At 47.1% G+C, this 15,092-nt stretch carries 16 protein-coding genes; 1 reads left to right on the top strand and 15 read right to left on the bottom strand.

Annotated features, from left to right (window positions below; all coding sequences use genetic code 11):
* Positions 1–15: 15 nt before the first annotated feature.
* Positions 16–2,157, bottom strand: coding sequence for a Tex family protein (locus BLV90_RS13170; protein WP_091741962.1), 2,142 nt, complete (start codon positions 2,155–2,157; stop codon positions 16–18).
* A gap of 261 nt (positions 2,158–2,418) precedes the next feature.
* Between BLV90_RS13170 and fdhD the strand changes: the two genes are divergently transcribed.
* Complete coding sequence (fdhD, locus tag BLV90_RS13165) at positions 2,419–3,273, top strand: formate dehydrogenase accessory sulfurtransferase FdhD (RefSeq protein ID WP_091741959.1); 855 nt, start codon at positions 2,419–2,421, stop codon at positions 3,271–3,273.
* Between the two features lie 159 nt (positions 3,274–3,432).
* Here fdhD and sigB read toward each other — a convergent pair whose 3' ends face one another.
* The 14 genes from sigB to BLV90_RS13095 form a co-directional block, all read right to left on the bottom strand.
* The gene (sigB, locus tag BLV90_RS13160; RefSeq protein WP_091741956.1) at positions 3,433–4,218 is read right to left on the bottom strand and encodes an RNA polymerase sigma factor SigB; all 786 of its coding nucleotides are present in this window, start codon (positions 4,216–4,218) and stop codon (positions 3,433–3,435) included.
* Positions 4,181–4,669, bottom strand: a complete 489-nt coding sequence (rsbW, locus tag BLV90_RS13155; protein ID WP_091741953.1) for an anti-sigma B factor RsbW — start codon at positions 4,667–4,669, stop codon at positions 4,181–4,183. The genes sigB and rsbW overlap by 38 nt, the downstream gene beginning before the upstream one ends.
* Before the next feature lie 11 nt (positions 4,670–4,680).
* Positions 4,681–4,998 carry an anti-sigma factor antagonist gene (locus BLV90_RS13150; RefSeq protein ID WP_091741950.1) on the bottom strand — a complete coding sequence of 106 codons (318 nt, stop codon included), beginning with the start codon at positions 4,996–4,998 and terminating at the stop codon, positions 4,681–4,683.
* Between the two features lie 66 nt (positions 4,999–5,064).
* A complete protein-coding gene (locus tag BLV90_RS13145; protein ID WP_091741947.1) occupies positions 5,065–6,069 on the bottom strand; it encodes a PP2C family protein-serine/threonine phosphatase in 1,005 nt (334 codons plus the stop codon).
* Between the two features lie 285 nt (positions 6,070–6,354).
* Positions 6,355–6,705, bottom strand: a complete 351-nt coding sequence (locus BLV90_RS13140) for a type II toxin-antitoxin system PemK/MazF family toxin (RefSeq protein WP_091741943.1) — start codon at positions 6,703–6,705, stop codon at positions 6,355–6,357.
* A 4-nt stretch (positions 6,706–6,709) separates the two neighbouring features.
* Positions 6,710–6,985, bottom strand: a complete 276-nt coding sequence (locus BLV90_RS13135; RefSeq protein WP_091741940.1) for a CopG family ribbon-helix-helix protein — start codon at positions 6,983–6,985, stop codon at positions 6,710–6,712.
* 303 nt (positions 6,986–7,288) lie between these two features.
* A complete protein-coding gene (alr, locus tag BLV90_RS13130) occupies positions 7,289–8,464 on the bottom strand; it encodes an alanine racemase (RefSeq protein WP_091741937.1) in 1,176 nt (391 codons plus the stop codon).
* Positions 8,454–8,978, bottom strand: a complete 525-nt coding sequence (locus BLV90_RS13125; protein WP_091741934.1) for a hypothetical protein — start codon at positions 8,976–8,978, stop codon at positions 8,454–8,456. Before BLV90_RS13125 ends, alr begins: the two co-directional genes overlap by 11 nt.
* A 58-nt stretch (positions 8,979–9,036) precedes the next feature.
* Positions 9,037–10,059 (bottom strand): LolA family protein, encoded by a 1,023-nt coding sequence (locus tag BLV90_RS13120; RefSeq protein ID WP_091741931.1) that lies wholly within the window; start codon positions 10,057–10,059, stop codon positions 9,037–9,039.
* 88 nt (positions 10,060–10,147) lie between these two features.
* The gene (locus BLV90_RS13115) at positions 10,148–11,683 is read right to left on the bottom strand and encodes an NAD(P)H-hydrate dehydratase (protein WP_091741928.1); all 1,536 of its coding nucleotides are present in this window, start codon (positions 11,681–11,683) and stop codon (positions 10,148–10,150) included.
* Positions 11,684–11,930: 247 nt separating this feature from the next.
* Entirely contained in the window at positions 11,931–12,317 is a 387-nt protein-coding gene (acpS, locus tag BLV90_RS13110; protein WP_091741925.1) for a holo-ACP synthase, read from the bottom strand.
* Between the two features lie 39 nt (positions 12,318–12,356).
* Positions 12,357–13,469: an ABC transporter permease gene (locus BLV90_RS13105; RefSeq protein ID WP_091741922.1), complete on the bottom strand. Its 1,113-nt coding sequence runs from the start codon at positions 13,467–13,469 to the stop codon at positions 12,357–12,359.
* Positions 13,466–14,431, bottom strand: a complete 966-nt coding sequence (locus BLV90_RS13100) for an ABC transporter ATP-binding protein (RefSeq protein WP_425433897.1) — start codon at positions 14,429–14,431, stop codon at positions 13,466–13,468. The genes BLV90_RS13105 and BLV90_RS13100 overlap by 4 nt, the downstream gene beginning before the upstream one ends.
* A 40-nt stretch (positions 14,432–14,471) precedes the next feature.
* Positions 14,472–14,900 carry a DUF2621 family protein gene (locus BLV90_RS13095; protein ID WP_091741919.1) on the bottom strand — a complete coding sequence of 143 codons (429 nt, stop codon included), beginning with the start codon at positions 14,898–14,900 and terminating at the stop codon, positions 14,472–14,474.
* Between the last annotated feature and the right edge of the window lie 192 nt (positions 14,901–15,092).

The raw sequence follows: 15,092 nt of genomic DNA, 5'->3' as shown, positions 1-15,092 counted from the left end.
TTTTTTAACCATTGATCAACGATCTACTACCATGCTGAGGGAGACCCGTTGACGCTCATGATCGACGCCGATCACCCAGACATCCACCACATCACCAACACTCACGATATCCATCGGATGTTTGACAAAGCGGTTGCTCATTTTAGAAATGTGGACAAGCCCATCATTTTTTAAGCCGATATCGACAAAGGCACCAAAATCCACTACATTGCGAACCGTACCCGTAAGTTCCATCCCCTCTGTTAAGTCCTCCAACTGTAAGACATCGGAGCGTAGGACAGGCGCAGGTAGCTCTTCCCGGGGATCACGACCAGGTCGAAGAAGCGCTTCGACGATATCTCTAAGAGTTGGAACACCACAATCTAAGGAAGTAGCCATTTCCCGTATATTGACAGCAAGAAGCTTTTCCTTTAACTCAGGGGCTCCAATCTCTCCTGGGCTGCTTTCTAACTGAACGAGCAGCTTTTCTACCGTAGGATAGGACTCTGGGTGGATGGGGGTTTTATCTAAAGGACTTGTCCCATCGATCACCCGAAGGAAACCGATACACTGTTCAAAGGTCTTCGCCCCTAAACGGGGCACTTTTTTCAGTTCTTTTCGGTCATGGAAACGGCCAAGTTCCTCTCGACGCTGAATGATATTTTTCGCTACGGTCGCATTGACACCAGATACATAGGCGAGCAAGGAAGTGGAAGCAGTGTTAACATCCACTCCCACGTGGTTTACCGCTGACTCTACGACAGCACTTAGGCTCTCTGACAATTGTTTTTGCGAAACATCGTGCTGGTATTGTCCCACACCGACGGCTTTGGGTTCGATCTTTACCAATTCAGCAAGGGGGTCCTGCAAACGACGGGCGATGGATACAGCGCTCCGCTGCGCTGCGTCAAGATCCGGGAACTCCTCTCGAGCCAGTTTAGAGGCGGAGTAGACGCTAGCACCCGCTTCGTTGACCATGATGTAATAAAGCTCACGATCCATTTCCTTAATCAAGTCAGCGATAAAGGATTCTGTCTCCCGAGAGGCTGTGCCATTCCCCACAGCGATCAGCTCAATATCGTATTTCTCGATTAGCCCCCGAACCGTTTCCTTAGCTTCCTTCACTTTGCTCACCGGAGGAGTGGGATAGATCACCCCAAAATAATGCATTCGTCCGGTATCATCGACCACCGCTAGTTTACATCCTGTCCGGTAAGCAGGATCCATCCCTAATACTCGCTTTCCACGAATCGGCGGTTGCAGAAGAAGGTTCTTCAGGTTTTCTGAAAAAATATGGATCGCTTGCTCCTCTGCAGCCTCCGTCATCCTTGATCGCGTTTCACGCTCTACAGATGGAGCGATTAAACGCTTCCATGAATCCTGGGCTGTCTCAAGGAGAAAGTGATGCGGCTTCTTAGGAAACCAGCGCGCCAGGTGCTGAAGCACGTTCTCCTCCGCCACCTGAACAGAAAGCTTTAAGATCTCCTCCCGCTCTCCACGATTGACAGCAAGTACTCGGTGAGGAGGCATCGTCCGTACAGGTTCTTTCCGATCATAGTACATCTCGTAGACACTCTTCTCTTCGGCATTTTTCACCTCTGAAACGAGTATCCCTTGATTCCACACATAGTCTCGCACCCATTTGCGAATATCCGCATCATCCGCCAAATCCTCAGCGACGATATCCATCGCTCCTTGGAGGGCGGCTTCTTTATCCTCAACTCCCTTTTCAGGGTCAATAAACTCAGTAGCCGCTTCAATTACCGATTCTTCGTCACGGCTGGCCATCATCTGTTCTGCCAAGGGAGCTAAACCACGCTCCCTCGCCTTCGCACCCCGTGTCGTCCTTTTCGGGCGATAGGGGCGATATAGATCCTCCAAGGTTTGGAGCTTATCCGCTGACGCAATTTTCACCTGGAGCTCCTCTGTAAGCTTCCCCTGCTCATCGATCAGGCGAAGTACTTCCTCCTTACGATTATCCAGCTGAATTAAGTATCGATTACGCTCCTCTACCGCTCGTAGTTGCTCCTCATCCATCTCTTTCGTCCGTTCCTTCCGGTAACGGGCAATAAAGGGAATGGTATTCCCCTCATCCATTAATTCTACAGCCGCTGCTACCCGCGTAACATCCATCCCAAGTTCTTTGGCAATCATTTGGTGTCGTAATTGTGCTTCCATAGACGCCTCCATTCAATCTATGAATTGGTGCTCTCTTATCATACCGCTTCACTGACGAAGGGTGCAATTTCAAGCAATAATCGAGGATACAATAAAGTATTATAGATTATATGAATAAAATAATAAATAATCAACTTCCGTCATGCATCTTTAAATAAAGGACGAATCATCTACTCACTAGCAGGATTCCCCTCTGTTCAACACGAAACTTGATTCAACCCTCCTCAAGAGGATGACTTTTTTCTAAAAGGAGTGCTATCCATGAATCCTTCCTATCGATCTCGCACTTCTCGTCGGCAAATCCATCAAGTAATTAACGGGCACTCCCGTGTGCAACAAGATTCTCTCGCTAGAGAGGAGCCGCTAGAGATTCGCCTCACCTCCCCACATCTCCCTGAACCGTTCCCTGTCACGGTTACTATGCGCACCCCAGGGGATGACTTTGACCTCGCCGCTGGCCTCCTCTTTACCGAGGGCATTCTCCCTTCAGGGGAGACAATCCACTCAATCACCTACTGTCATGATCCACAAGTCGATGGCGAACAGCGATACAACATCGTCAATGTGAACCTTCACGGTAATATCCCTCTTCAACTTCAACATCTTACACGAAATTTCTATACCAGCTCTAGTTGTGGCGTATGTGGTAAAGCATCCCTAGAAGCCATCCATGTTCGAGGTATAAAGGGGATTCCTGATGGTTTCACCATCACGGACGAAGTAATCTACGAGCTAAGTGATACTCTGCGCGAAGCTCAATCCGTCTTTGAAAAAACCGGAGGCATTCACGCTGCTGGTTGGTTTGATAACGAGGGGAATTTACATGCGCTACGGGAAGACATTGGCCGCCATAACGCTGTCGATAAGCTTTTTGGCCATGCCTTTCTCACCAATCAAACTCCTCTTCATGAAGGAATTCTCATGGTGAGTGGACGGACGAGCTTTGAGATTCTACAAAAAGCCGCCGTCGCAGGTGTCCCCATCGTCGTCGCCGTCTCAGCCCCCTCCAGCCTCGCCTGTGATCTTGCCCGTCAGTTTAATATCACGCTTATCGGTTTTGCACGAGGCCAACGTTTTAACATCTACACTAGCGAACAGCGTATTCGGATGAGATGAAAGGAAATTGATTTTATATCTATATTTTTAAAACGTGCTAGAGCTTTTTGCATAATCAAAAACCAAGTGTAACTCAACACACTTGGTTTTTGATCTTCGACCACTATTAGGGGTTAATATATATAAAAACCACTATGACCATTAGCGGTTAGGGTCACTCTATATAATTTCTGTGGCTTCCATGCGGATCGCTTCTTTAAGTTTAGATAACGCACGACGTTGGAGACGTGATACGTGCATTTGAGAAATACCCAGACTCTCCCCAGCCTGCTTCTGGCTTAGATTATCATAGAACGTCATTTGAAGAATATCCTTCTCACGTTCTGTCAGTACTTGAAATGCTTTTTCCAAAAGCATGTGCTGGTCAACCTGTTCAAAGCTGCGGTCATTATTACCTACCAGATCAAGGAGAGTCACATGACTGCCATCACTATTGGCCTCAATCGGACTATCGACAGAGACCGCATTGTAACTACGTCCCATCTCCATCGTCTCCAAGACTTCCTCTGGCGTCACATTCAGATAATCGGCAATCTCCTCTACTTGGGGGGACCGCTGATGCTGAATGGTTAACTCTTCTACCGCTTTTTTGATTCGTGGGCCCAACTCCTTAATTCGGCGGGGAACATGCACACTCCAAGTCTTATCTCGGATGTATCGCTTAATTTCCCCAACAATCGTCGGCACAGCAAAACCTTCAAAGCTACGACCGAATGAAGCATCGTAACGTCTCAATGCCGCAAGCAAACCGATCATCCCCACCTGAGCCAAGTCCTCAAAGGGTTCCGCTCCACGAGCAAATTTGGAAGCCATCGTCTCCACCAAAGTGGTGTAATGCTCCACTAATTGCGCTTGGATGTCCTTATCTTCCTCTTCTTGGTAGAGACGAATCATTTCTTGGATCTCATCAGCCGTGAGATTTCGTTTTTTCGGGCGAGTCGACATCCTGCTCCACCTCGTCCCTATGAATAAACTTGGTCATGGTGACAATTACTCCACGTCCTCCATTGATTTCGACGCGGTCCATTAACGTTTCCATCAGATGAAGTCCCAGCCCCCTTTCCCTCATTGAGGTCAAAGGCAAATCCTTATCAATGGGGCCAGATCGTTGCTTCACTGAAGAGATATCAAAACTGTTACCCTCATCACTCACACGAATGGCCAATCGATCCTCAAAGATGAAAAAAGAGACCGCAATCTGTCCTTCCTGACCAGAATACGCATGATCCACGGCATTGGTACATGCTTCTGCCAAGGCCAGCTTCATATCTTCGATATCATCATAGTGAAAGCCCATCCTATTCGCGATGCCGGACACGGTCAATCGGACCACACCCACATACTGAGCCTTCGCTGGGATGGCCAGTTCAATTAAATCTTTGTATGGTTCCACCATGATCCGCCCTCCTACGCTCCGTCTTCAATATCAATAATCTCTGTCAAACCGGTAATTTTTAATAACCGACTTAGACGAGCACTCATCCCGATAAGCACCAAGCGTCCACCCTGGGCACGCAATGACTTATAGGCACCAATCAAAACACCTAATCCTGTGCTATCCATATATTCTACTGTGGTTAAATCCAGGAAAACTTCCTGTTTTTGTTTCGTTAACGGCATCAATTTCTCACGCAGTTGTGGTGCTGTATAAGCATCAACTTCCCCAGAAACCACCATGGTGATGGCTGTGTCTGATTGGGTTTTTTCCTGAATGGTTAAGTTCATAGTTCGCTCACCCTCCACACAAGAGACTTTACCCCATGTGCCGGAATTTAAACCGATACTCTGTCATTATTTGGAGCGACGCAGTATCATAATCGTCTGATCGTCTTTTAGTTCATAATTTGCTTTTTCATAAAGGTTTTGATACATCGCTTCTACAGCCTCTTGAACGGGAAGATGCATATGAGCACGTACCAAATCCTTAAATCTCTCTCTGCCGAGAAATTCACCTTCTAAACGAGCTTCTGTCACTCCATCGGAAAAGAGGACAACCGCATCGCCTGGTTCTAGCTTCACCGTAAACTCCTCATAGGTTATCTCCTTGGCTACTCCGAGCACAAGACCTCTTGTTCTCATATCCTCGAAGGAGTTATCCTTCTCACGAAAGATAAAGCCGGGTTCATGACCCGCTGTAGCATAACGAAAGACATGCTTCTCCCGTTCATATACACCGTAGACCATGGTGATAAACATACTGACGTCTACATTTCGTTCCACAACAGAATTAAGACGCTCCAGGACGCCTGTTGAGCCTCCTGTCGGATGATCCAGCTGATCCATCGCGTATTTAATCATCGACATACACAAAGCGGCTGGTATACCCTTACCAATAATATCAGCAAGCGCTACACCTAAAGAACCATAACCATGGTCCACAAAATTATAATAATCCCCACTCATTCGATGGGCTGGTACACTAATGACCCCCACATCCAGTCCATGCATCCGCGGAGGATGATCAGGCAAAAGGGTTTGTTGCATACCCACAGCAACCTCGATCTCATACTCTAATTCCTTTTGTCGATGAACAAGGCTTTCATGCTTACGCAGTGCAATTCCGTAACCTATCATCATCTCCAGCAAAATGTTAAAAGAGTCACCCACTTCCTGTGGAAGATCCGGTAAATATTCCTTTAACACTTCCGCGTGGACACTGACCATCTCTTCAGGGGGAATTTTCTGCTCCATCATCCACTTACTCATTTGCTGGGCAGCGTACAGAGTATCTTCCCGTTTTTCATTCAGGTAGGAGGTGATCAGCTCCTGATATTGTTGAAATAGTTGGCTTCTCATCATGTCACCTCAAATCGATGACGTAGGAGTTCCCACGTCCGACGGCCAGCTTCTTACTACGCCAAGCTCTTCGCCTATTTTTACTAACGATCCTACTAGTATCCATCCTCTAATGATTCAATTGATTTGATCCACTTATCGAATGACATACCACTAGGATTGTTAGTTGAATTTTGCAACCACTGTACACTACCCAGACTTTGTAGCAGTGGGTCGTTCAACTTTATTATACAATAAATGAAAAAAGAGATGCTGTCGATTCACGCATCCCTTTTTTTTCCTCATTTAAAAATCAATTAGTCCCAAACTAATGTTGAGCCCTTCATTCACCCTGGACATCATCTCATCATCCAAATGGGTTATCTTATCCGTCAGACGTTGCTTATCGATGGTTCGGATCTGTTCCAACAAAATGACCGAGTCTCGGTCAAATCCGTAGATCTTCGCATCGATTTCCACGTGTGTGGGTAGTTTCGCCTTTTGAATCTGGGCGGTAATCGCGGCGATGATCACAGTAGGGCTAAATCGATTCCCGATATTGTTTTGAATTACCAACACGGGACGAACCCCACCTTGTTCAGATCCGACCACAGGAGAGAGATCGGCAAAATATACATCGCCACGCTTTACTATCAAAGGTTTACACCCCACTTACCAGCCGGATCGTCGTATCGTCAGCTTCATCTTCCGCCTCAAAAGCTTCTGATGCGATATTCAGGTTTATTTTAGCCATTTCCATGTAACCTCGTTGCATCATTTCACGGATCAACCGCTTCTTTCGCTCACAAAGATAGAGCTTCATTGCCTGACGCACAAACTCGCTACGATTGGAGTTTTCCTTTTGCACCAACCCATCCACTTCCTGAAGAAGGTGCTGTGGAAGGCTAATCATGATTCTCTTTGTCTCGGACAACATACGCACCCCCAACCAATCATCACCGTTGGCGATTCCCTTTACAATATTACCATTATGTTAAACACGTTGCAAAAATATACTGGAGAGACAGTCTTCTAATCCTTTTCGAAACATACATTTCTCCAATATTCTTGGTAGACAACAGGTAAAAAAACAGTGTTACTAATCTTTTCACAGCTTACGAATTCTAGAGGACGATATTAATTTTATTCGCGTTTCGTGACAAAATTCCTCCTCATGATCAGTAAGCCATAGGAGTTTTTTCTCCTAAATTTTTAGCGAGCTCCTTAGAAAGGAATAAACTTATTCTATCAGAAGAGGATTGGAGAAAGAGACTTTAGAACCCTTTCGAATATAACAACGCGGAATGCGTTGCCCCAAGAGACAAGTCACTTCATAGGAAATTGTACCCATCATCGATGCGATCTCATCCACATGAATGGTTTCTCCAGCCTGAGTTCCATAAAGGACTACTTCTTCTCCAGGTTTAATCGGCATCACTGAGGTAACATCAATCATCGTCTGATCCATACATACTCTACCGATGATCGGAACACGTTGCCCTCGAACCAAGGCGAACCCTCGATTGGACAACAAGCGACTAAATCCATCAGCATATCCGATCGGCAGGGTTGCTACCCATTCACCTTCTTTGGGAATATGAGTTCTTCCATAGCTGATTCCTGTCCCAGGTTCCGATTTTTTCACCTGAACCACTCGTGTTTTCAAGGTAAGTGCAGGACGCAGTTCGACAGCCGTCTGATCCACTTCTGTCGAAGGATAGTAACCGTATAGACTGATACCAACACGGATCATCCCCTGCATCAATTCAGGCAAATCAATAGCTGCCGCACTATTAGCGCAGTGGATCAGTGGAATATGGATACCACGTTGATGAAGCTTCTCATTTACCTCAACCAAACGGCCGTATTGTTGCCGAGTGTAGGATTTATCCTTTTCATCTGCCGTGGCAAAGTGTGTGTACAGACCTTCTAACTCAATCCCTGGGAGTGTGGCTGCTTCCTCTGCCAGTAAAATAATTCCATCCCCCCACACACCAAGACGACCCATACCCGTATCCATCTTCAGATGAACGCGGGCCCGTACCCCTTGTTCCATTGCAATATGGGAGATGGAACGCAAAGCCTGTACATCGAAAACAGTGAAGGTTACCTGTTGACGAAGTGCCTCGGCAATCCCTCGCTCAGGAATACGACCAAACACAAGAATTGGCGCAGTAATCCCTGCCTTGCGCAGGGCAATCGCCTCATCAAGAAAGGCAACAGCTAGATCCGTCGCTCCAGCTTCCAAAGCGGCTTCAGATACGGGAAACGCCCCGTGTCCATAGGCATCCGCTTTGACAGCTACCATCAAGCGAACCTTTGGCATGAGGCGGCGTTTGAATTGCTTCACATTATGGGCGATAGCATCCAAATCGATTTCCGCGACTGTATCACGATAATAGGGATCATTTGCCACGACGCTTCAATCCTCGTTTCACAAGTTCCCGTTGGGTCTCTAAATCAGCGATAAATTCCTCACTGACCAGTAGTGGTATTTTCTTACCGTTCACTATATAAAGGTTGGGATAATTATACCCAGGTTGAACCTGGGATAAGTGATAAGAAGAAGACTTCCCACGTTTTTGAATCACAAGAGATTCATCCGTTAACGTATAGTGCGGTCGATAGATGAGACGATACACTACTGGAGTAACTCCCATCACCAATACTCCCCAGAGAAGAATGGTGATGATAAAAGGTGTCGAACGCAACTCAATAAAAGGTACCATAGAAAAAAAACCAAGTAAAAAAACGATCATTTCACTCCAGCGTTGGCCATTTGATTTACGATATAGCAACAACTTGTAGGAAACTGTTTCCTCTTTAATGGGTTGTTCAGTCAACTCATCTACCCCTTTTCCTGCGTTACGAAGAGGTGTATCTCCATTATATAGCAAGCCCATCATACAACGGATGACTAGGATTTGCAAAGAATCTTATACTCTTATCCATACAGAAAAAACCCGCCAGCTCGTGGCGAGTTTCTGTTTACTTACCCTCTTCAGCATAGACAGACCGAGCGATTTTGGTCATTTCCTTCTCTGAAAGCGCCCCTTTTAATTCTATATCGGTCCCATTATAGGTCCAGGAAAGCCTTTTTTTTCCATCTGATTCGATAAGTACACCCGTAGTAAAGCCAAGATCAATCGGTTTTCCGTATACTTGCATGCTAGCATCTACGGCTCCTGGATTGCGTTCAGTCAAAGTGAAGGGTTTCTTACCTGAATAGCGGATAATCACTGCTTTCCCATTGGGAGTTTCTATACCCGTCTCATTCTCGAGCTCGCTCTCCATCGGTGTCCACTCTGGACTGAGCACTTTAACATCTTTCTCCGATTTTGTTTTCTTTTTGGCGAGAGTAGGAACACTGCGACCCGCAAAGCCTGTCATATTCCGCTTCATGTCAAAGGCATCTTGATCAAAGGAAGCATTCTCTTCAAAGCGATTAAACTTCACTTCGACCATTACCTTTTTTTCAGCATCCAATACTTCTACTTTTTTGGGGTGGTAGTCTTCGTTCATCCAAATTCGCTGGTATTTAAGCGACTGATTTTGTGGGTAGTTCGCAGCTACTTCAAATTGGTAGTTATTTTTGGAATGGCTCATCTTCCGTTTCGAGTCATCGATGATGCTCTCTAGAAGGGACTGGTACAAATACACCTGCCCACTATTCTCTGGCCAATCGCTTTGAAAACGGAAGCTTTTTTCTAGTTGGGGCGTCAGGACGAAGACCCCTTGTTCATTACGCAAAAGAATTTGGGTAACATCTTTTTTCGTGTTTTTTAAACTCACCCGATAGAAATTAGGTTGTTTATACCAGACTTCCACATCGTACTCCTGAAGAGCATTTCCGGTGTGAATCTTCATCTTCCCTACACTTTTGTAACTCTCCATACTATCGGTGCGCTTCGATAAATCCCCCACTACTTCTTCAGAACTCTTCTTTCCACAACCCGATACAAAGGCGATCACACTTAAAATGACAACGAAAACCCATGCAATCCGACGCATTTCATCAACCCTTTCTCCGATGATGAAACAACGGTCTCACGCTGTTGATTTCCCGGGAAATGTGTCGGTCAGGGCACAGAATACGCGATCAGTCAATCTGATGGATGGCATCTCCTATACGATCGATGACATCGGTCGCAAGGACACTATGGGCAGAGGAGGTCACCGCCAACTCACCAGCAGATCCATGGAGCCATACTCCAGCTAAAGCTGCTGTTGAAGCTGGCCAGCCCCTGGCAAGAAGGGCGCCGATCATCCCGGTCAACACATCTCCCGACCCCGCTTTCGCTAGCGCCGGGCTTGCCTTTGGCTGAATCCATTGCCTACCCTCTGGGGTAGCAATAATTGTATGCGTCCCCTTTAGGACAACAGTTACTCCCTGGGCTTGTGCCCACTCCTTCGCCACATAACGACGGGAACGTTCCACAAGCTGCGCGGATGTACCAAGCAGGCGGGCCATCTCTCCTGGATGAGGAGTAAGAATGGTAGGTGCACGCCTACCCTGAAGAAGAGTAGGATTTTCCGCGAGCAGATTCAGACCATCGGCATCGAGCACAAGGGGATGATCACTCTGGAGCAATTGACTGAGCCACTCGCCTCCATCCGATACCTTTCCAAGGCCAGGGCCTATGGCTATCGCTTGAAGGCGGCTACACCGCTTGGACCAATCCCATGGGAGAGTCCTTGAAAAATATCCCTCACCATCCTCAGGCCATCCCCATAAAAGAGCTTCGGTAACAGAGGATGCTAAGACCATCACTTGACTCTCTGGAACGCCTAGGGTTACCATACCCGCCCCCGTTCGGTATGCAGCTTCACCACTCATCTTCACTGCACCTAGCATTCCCTTAGAACCACCTAGGACAAGAAGATGGCCATGCGTTCCCTTATGGGACCAGGGAGAACGTGGTGTAAGGGATTCTCTCCATTCCTTTGGACTATTTAAGCATGTAGCAGGCCCTTGCTCCTCAGCCGCTACCTCCGGGATACCAATATCCGCAATCACCAGCTCTCCAACATATTCGGCCCCAGGTCGCAAATAGTGACACCACTTAGGTCCCGCTAAGGTGACGGTAACCTCCGCTCGGATGGCATCGGTCACCACACCTCCATCATCGCTCTCCACACCACTTGGCACATCGACAGCTAGGACCCATCCTTTTGTATCGCGATTGACCCGTTGGATTAACTCTCCATAGGGCGGACGCAAAGGCCCCTTTATTCCCGTTCCAAGAAGTGCATCGACGACAACGTCAGCTTGCTGGAGGGAATCAGAGAGCGCCGCTCCCTTGTCCTGGGTAAATCGCTCTACCTGGAGTTTTAATTTGCGACACACATGGTAATTGGCAGCGGTTTCTGCGGACATCTTCTCCTCGGTTCCTACTAACCATACCGATACTTCCCATCCAGCGCTCCATAGATGACGTGCGATGACAAAGCCATCACCGCCATTGTTCCCCCCACCTACCAGCACAACAGCCCTTCCTGTACCAGGGTGACGTCGCATTAATTCCTCTGCCGCTACTCTCCCTGCATTTTCCATCAGGACGGCTCCGGGGATTCCCAACTCCCGAATCGTGTACTGATCCAAATCGCGCATTTCCTGTGCAGTATAGAGATGCAAGAATGTCCCTCCTAACCGCGATACATATTTATGTCCAGCTTTGTCCCGTTATGCAGACAAGGTTGACGGGCTTTGGCTTGATCTAAGAAAAATGAAGCGGGGGAGAGCATGTAGCAACGCAAGAAGCTTGCCCTTCTGCGAGGGAGAGTTATCGAAAATACCCTTATCGCTTAACCTCCTTGAACCTCCGCCCCACCATTTATGTATCCAATTTTAATAACCGCTACTATCCCCATTCTTACCACTATTATTTAATACCACCCCGTTGCTCTATCACAACAAAGGCCGCAGCAGTTTTGTTTGTATGGGTGATCGATAGATGGATGTGTACATCTTCCTGATAGCCAAGGGCCGCTATACTTTTAGTGGATAGTTCTACACTGGGACAACCCTTTTCTCCTTTGATGATCGTGATATCCTGAAAGGAGAGTTGGCCCCCGATTCCACAACCTGCTGCCTTGGCTACTGCCTCTTTAGCAGCGAAACGCCCGGCAACCCACTCGAGGCGGCGCTTGGTTTCGGTGGGAATGGTCTCCATCTCCCGGGAGGTTAAGATGCGCTCACTTAACCTAGTTATCCTGATATCAGCGAGCCTGACAAACTCCACCAAGTCTATTCCTATTCCGATAATCACCCCAAGCACCTCCCTTTCTTACCCCATGAATCCAGCACACTACTTCACATCCCAGCGGAAGGTCATTGCGGCGATGGCAAAGGCTACCGCAAACCACGCTGTCAAAACCGTGGTTGGAAGCCAAAGCTGGGTGAGGGTGGCTCCCTCGTTCATTACCCCTCGTAACCCATCCGTCAGATAGCCAATCGGAATCGCTTTGACCACCGGTTGCAATAATCCCGGCAAATCTCGTACCGGGAAGAATATCCCACCGACAAAGATCATCGGAAAGGAGATTAATCCAGCAATAGGCCCAGCCGTCTCTGGGGTGCGTGAAAGACTGGCGATGATAAAACCAATGGACATAAATGTCAGCGTACCTAACAGGATGATCATAAGCAATAACAGCCATGAACCATATATTTTTACGTCGTAAACAAAATAGGCAACCAATAATACTGCCACGGCTTGCAGACTATTTAAAAGCACTCGTGCAGTTATCTGGCCTGCAATAAAGGTAGAACTCTTCAATGGCGTTCCCTGCATCCGTCGTAATATCCCTCGCTCCCGCCATGAAGCGATGGTGGCGGCGACCCCATTTAAGTTATTACTCATGATCATCAAGGAAAGGATACCTGGCACTAGAAAATCGATGGTGCGTAAGGGGCGAGACTGGATATCTTTCTCTGCTACCTTCACAGCGGGGTGATAGTTTATCGCTTTCTTGTTCAACTGATCCACCGCTTGGTTGATCACCGTCGTACCTATTTGGGAAACTGTCGGGTTGCTTTTGTCAAAGTAGAGACGGATCGACTCCTTCTCTCCCTTTGGGTAAGCTTTTCCTTTTTCTAAACGATCTCCTAACCCCTTATCGAAACGGACGAATATACTCACGTCCCCCTTCTCCACCGCTTTCAGGGCCTCTTGTTTAGGAATACGCTTTACCTTGACACCCGCTTTTTCGTCAATCATGGTGGTCAATTGCTTCGAGTATGTACTGTGATCCTTATCTTCAATCGCCACGGACATCGAAAATTGGTTGCCACCCTTCCCCATAAAGGTGCCTAAAGCGAGCATCATAAAGATCGGTAGAAAAAAGGACCAGATGATCATATTTTTATTCCGAGCAAATAAAAGAAGCTGTGCCCAGGTTAATTGCCAGTATGCTCTCATGTTTCTGTCAACCTCTTTCCTGTTCGGGTGAGAAAGACATCTTCCAGTGTCGATGTCCGTGTCCGTAATCCGGTCAACATCAAGCCTCTTTCATCTGCTAGAGCAATTAATTTACGAAGTGTCTCCTGTAAATCTGCGGTCAAAAGAGTGACGGAACCATCCTCGGAAATCTTTACTTCCTTCACACCACCTAAACCCTGATAGGTTGAAGAAGCTTCTTCCCTCCCTGGTACAAACTCGATCACACTATCGGAAGCTAACTCACGAATCAATCCTGCTGGTGAATCCAAGGCGATCACTCGACCTGAATCCATGATGGCAACCCGATCACATAATTGCTCCGCCTCTTCCATGTAATGAGTAGAGAGGAAGACCGTTCTCCCCTCGTCCCGTAACTGTAAAACGATATCCCATAAATCCCGGCGCGCTTTGGGATCCAGACCTGTCGTCGGTTCGTCGAGAAAGATGACCTTTGGATCATGAACCACAGCGATCGCAATGGCCAGACGTTGTTTTTGCCCACCCGAGAGGTGTTTAACAAGGCCTTTTTTCTTTTCTTCTAAGTTAAAAGCTGTCAACAGTTCGGAGAGGGGGCGCATTTTTTTATAGAAGCTACCATATAGTCGAATGATTTCAGCAACAGTGAGGTGATCAAAAAGAGCTGTCGATTGAAGCTGAATACCGATTAATTCCTTCACCTTGGTCTGTTCTTTTATTCCATCAAACCCCCCGACAAGGATCTCTCCTCCATCAGGGGATCGTAAACCTTCTACCATTTCCATCGTCGTTGTTTTCCCTGCACCATTGGGCCCCAGCATACCAAAAACTTCTCCCTCGGATACATGAAAAGAAACTCCGTCTACCACTCGCTTACCATCATAGATTTTGACTAGTTGCTTCACATCGATCATGCTGGCCTCCCATCCGGATTTTTGCAATCCAGTTCTTTCTTCTATATCCATGCGAAAAAGGGCACTACAGACGTCCAACGCCTTCAGCACCCTATCTTCCAAGTAGTCCTTGATAAGGGGACATATCGATCTTTTTCTTCTCTAGGGTTTTAATGAGCCACTTATGGTCTCGTTTGGGTGTAGCCAGAATATAACCTCGAATAATCAGATCTTCCCTCATCCGATCGGCCTCTTCCTTTACTGCCAATTCACCAATCTTGCCAGCGATGGTACGTCTCGCTGGATCTCGAAATAGCTGAGGGACCGGTTGCACCAGTTCTTCCAATAAATGCAGCTGCTCCTCTGACCAGAGATGGCTCGTTTTATCGATATAATGATCCTGCCAATCTAGTGCAGATTTCCCATCTTCCTTCGGCATCGCCCGCAGAAACTTGCGAAACATAAAATACCCACCCGTTGCAAAAAACCAAACCATAAAGAGAAACCATGGAATCATGATCCATATGACCCAGCCGGGCATTCCCCATCACCTCATAAAATTTCCAGTTGACTTTCTAACGATCTTCTTCTCTATTGTAGCATTTTCCGAGGATTGGAACCACGCGCTGCTCCTCTGTCGCCCAAAAACGCCTCCTTTTTAACCATATTATTCAGTCTTTCCCTTACAGCCAATTGGCGATATGATAGATATTAAGATTTAGGGGGGACAGGT

The sequence above is a fragment of the Marininema mesophilum genome, assembly GCF_900106775.1.
In the GTDB taxonomy this organism is placed as follows: domain Bacteria; phylum Bacillota; class Bacilli; order Thermoactinomycetales; family DSM-45169; genus Marininema; species Marininema mesophilum.
This window is presented reverse-complemented; position numbering and strand designations above follow the sequence as displayed.